Below are 2485 nucleotides of genomic sequence, written 5' to 3'. Positions count from 1 at the left end.
ATTCCATCAGCGGCGACATGCGGCAGACGAGGAAGACGCCCGCCGTCACCATGGTGGCGGCGTGGATCAGCGCAGAAACCGGGGTCGGGCCTTCCATCGCGTCGGGCAGCCAGGTGTGCAGCAGCAGCTGCGCCGATTTGCCCATCGCGCCGATGAACAGCAGGAAGGCGATCAGGTTGGCCGCGTTCCACTCGCGCCACAGGAAGTGCAGCTGGGTCTCGGCGATGTTCGGCACCTGGTTGAAGATGATGTCGAACTGGATGCTGTCGGTCAGGTAGAACAGCCCGAAGATCCCCAGCGCAAAGCCGAAATCGCCGACCCGGTTGACCACGAAGGCCTTCATCGCCGCGGCGTTGGCCGAGGGTTTCTTGTAGTAGAAGCCGATCAGCAGGTACGAGGCCAGACCCACGCCCTCCCAGCCGAAGAACATCTGCACGAGGTTGTCGGCGGTCACCAGCGACAGCATCGCGAAGGTGAAGAGCGAGAGATAGGCGAAGAAGCGCGCCTTGTACGGGGTGTGCTCGAACTGCGGGTCATGCGCCATGTAGCCGAAGCTGTAGAGGTGCACGAGCGCCGAGACCGTGGTCACCACGATCAGCATGATCGCGGTGAGGCGGTCGACGCGGATCGCCCATTCGGTCGAGAGCGTGCCGCTCTCGATGAAGCGGAACAGCGACACGGTGTGCGCCTCGCCCAGCGTCAGGAACACGATCCAAGACAGCAGGCAGGCCAGGAACAGCAGGCCGGTGGTGGTCCACATCGCGGCGGTCTCGCCGATGATCTTCCAGCCGAAGCCACCGATGATGGCGCCCACGAGCGGCGCGAAGAGGATGATCGTCTCCATCGGGGCTTAGCCTTTCATCACGTTGACGTCTTCCACGGCGATCGAGCCGCGGTTGCGGAAGAAGCAGACGAGGATCGCGAGGCCGATCGCCGCCTCGGCGGCGGCCACGGTGAGCACGAAGAGCGTGAAGACCTGCCCCGCGAGATCGCCCAGATGCGCCGAGAAGGCGACGAAGTTGATGTTCACCGAAAGCAGGATCAGCTCGATGCTCATGAGCAGGATGATGACGTTCTTCCGGTTCAGGAAGATCCCGAAGATGCCGGTGACGAACAGCACCGCCGCCACTGTGAGGTAATGCTCGACTCCGATCATGTGCGCTCTCCGTTGCGGCGCCGCGACTGGCGCACCCCGAGGACGACGGGAACGAAGATCCCCGCGAAAAAGATGGCTATCCAACTGGCTACGCTCATCGCTGTCCCTTTTCCTGCCCCTCGCAGGGGGCACTTGTCTTTGGTCGGACCCGCAGGCCCCGGTTCTTGTCGCTCGCGCGCACGGGCGCGAGACGGGCGGCGGCGTTAAAGCCCCTGCCCCGGTTTCACGTCCCTGAGTTCCATCGCCTTTTTCGGATCGCGGTACATCTGCGCCAGCACGTTCTGGCGCTTGACGTCCTGGCGGTGGCGCAGGGTCAGCACGATGGCGCCGATCATCGCCACCAGCAGGATCAGCCCGGCGAGCTGGAACAGCAGGAAATAACGGTCATAAAGCAGCAGGCCGAGCGCCGCGGTGTTCTGGGTCTCGTCTGCCAGCGGCGTCGGCGCCGACAGTTGCGAGGCGGCGATCTCGGAGGTCTCCCAGACGCCGAAGGCCATGCCCAGCTGCATCAGGAGGATGACGCCGATCAGCAGCGCCAGCGGCATGTATTTCGCCATCCCCGCCCGGAGCTCGGCGAAATCAACATCGAGCATCATCACCACGAAGAGGAAGAGCACCGCCACCGCGCCCACGTAGACGATGACCAGCAGCATCGCGACGAATTCCGCCCCCAGCAGCACGAAGAGCCCCGCCGAGCTCAGGAAGGCGAGGATCAGCCAGAGCACCGAGTGCACCGGGTTGCGGCTGATCACGGTGAACAGCCCGCCGACGATGGTGCAGAGCGCGAACAGGTAGAAGGCAACCACGGTCATTCTTCGTCATCCTTGTTGTCTTCCATCACCTCGCGCGCAAGCTCCATGGCGCGGGTCATGGCGGGTATGCCGGCGAACATCGACATATGGGCGATGGTCTCGGCGATCTCGTCCTTGCTGGCGCCGGCCTCGATCAGGTGGCGCACGGTCATCCTGACCGGCGTATCGGCCTGCGCGCCCTGCATCGTCAAGCCCGCCAGCGTGAGAAGAAGGCGGGTCTTGCTGTCCAGCCCCTCCTTCGACATGCCGCGGCCAAACCAGAACTCCATGAAATCCTTGGGCATGGTCGGCCAGAGCTTTTCGTACTCGCGGGGCGAGAAGCTCTCGAGCGCGGGGTTGAAGGCCTTCGCCATCTCCTGCGCCTGCTGCATCATCAGCTCGAACGGGGTCTTTTCGGTCATGCCGTCGATCCTTGGTCAAGCGCGCCGCCGCACCGCCGCGCGGGGCGGCAGCGTGTTGCGGAAGGGGCGGTGCGGGTGGCGGTCATGGCGATCTCTCTCGGCTCAGCGGTAGGGCG

Annotated in this window: 4 protein-coding genes; all 4 read right to left on the bottom strand. The window is 64.3% G+C overall.

Going from position 1 to position 2485, the window contains the following annotated elements; all coding sequences use genetic code 11:
- Positions 1–844 (bottom strand): proton-conducting transporter transmembrane domain-containing protein (locus AC6RA4_RS24825; RefSeq protein WP_500164889.1); only part of this gene is annotated, 844 nt, incomplete at its 3' end.
- A gap of 6 nt (positions 845–850) precedes the next feature.
- Positions 851–1156: an NADH-quinone oxidoreductase subunit NuoK gene (gene nuoK / locus AC6RA4_RS24820; RefSeq protein ID WP_007799404.1), complete on the bottom strand. Its 306-nt coding sequence runs from the start codon at positions 1154–1156 to the stop codon at positions 851–853.
- Between the two features lie 203 nt (positions 1157–1359).
- Positions 1360–1968, bottom strand: coding sequence for an NADH-quinone oxidoreductase subunit J (locus AC6RA4_RS24815; protein WP_500164887.1), 609 nt, complete (start codon positions 1966–1968; stop codon positions 1360–1362).
- The gene (locus AC6RA4_RS24810; RefSeq protein ID WP_500164885.1) at positions 1965–2369 is read right to left on the bottom strand and encodes a carboxymuconolactone decarboxylase family protein; all 405 of its coding nucleotides are present in this window, start codon (positions 2367–2369) and stop codon (positions 1965–1967) included. The genes AC6RA4_RS24815 and AC6RA4_RS24810 overlap by 4 nt, the downstream gene beginning before the upstream one ends.
- Between the last annotated feature and the right edge of the window lie 116 nt (positions 2370–2485).

It is taken from the genome of Salipiger sp., from assembly GCF_059781815.1.
This window is presented reverse-complemented; position numbering and strand designations above follow the sequence as displayed.

Excerpts from the sequence above, each read along its gene's own strand:
- nuoK (WP_007799404.1), bottom strand. The coding sequence starts at position 1,156 with ATGATCGGAGTCGAGCATTACCTCACAGTGGCGGCGGTGCTGTTCGTC.
- AC6RA4_RS24815 (WP_500164887.1), bottom strand. The coding sequence starts at position 1,968 with ATGACCGTGGTTGCCTTCTACCTGTTCGCGCTCTGCACCATCGTCGGC.
- AC6RA4_RS24810 (WP_500164885.1), bottom strand. The coding sequence starts at position 2,369 with ATGACCGAAAAGACCCCGTTCGAGCTGATGATGCAGCAGGCGCAGGAG.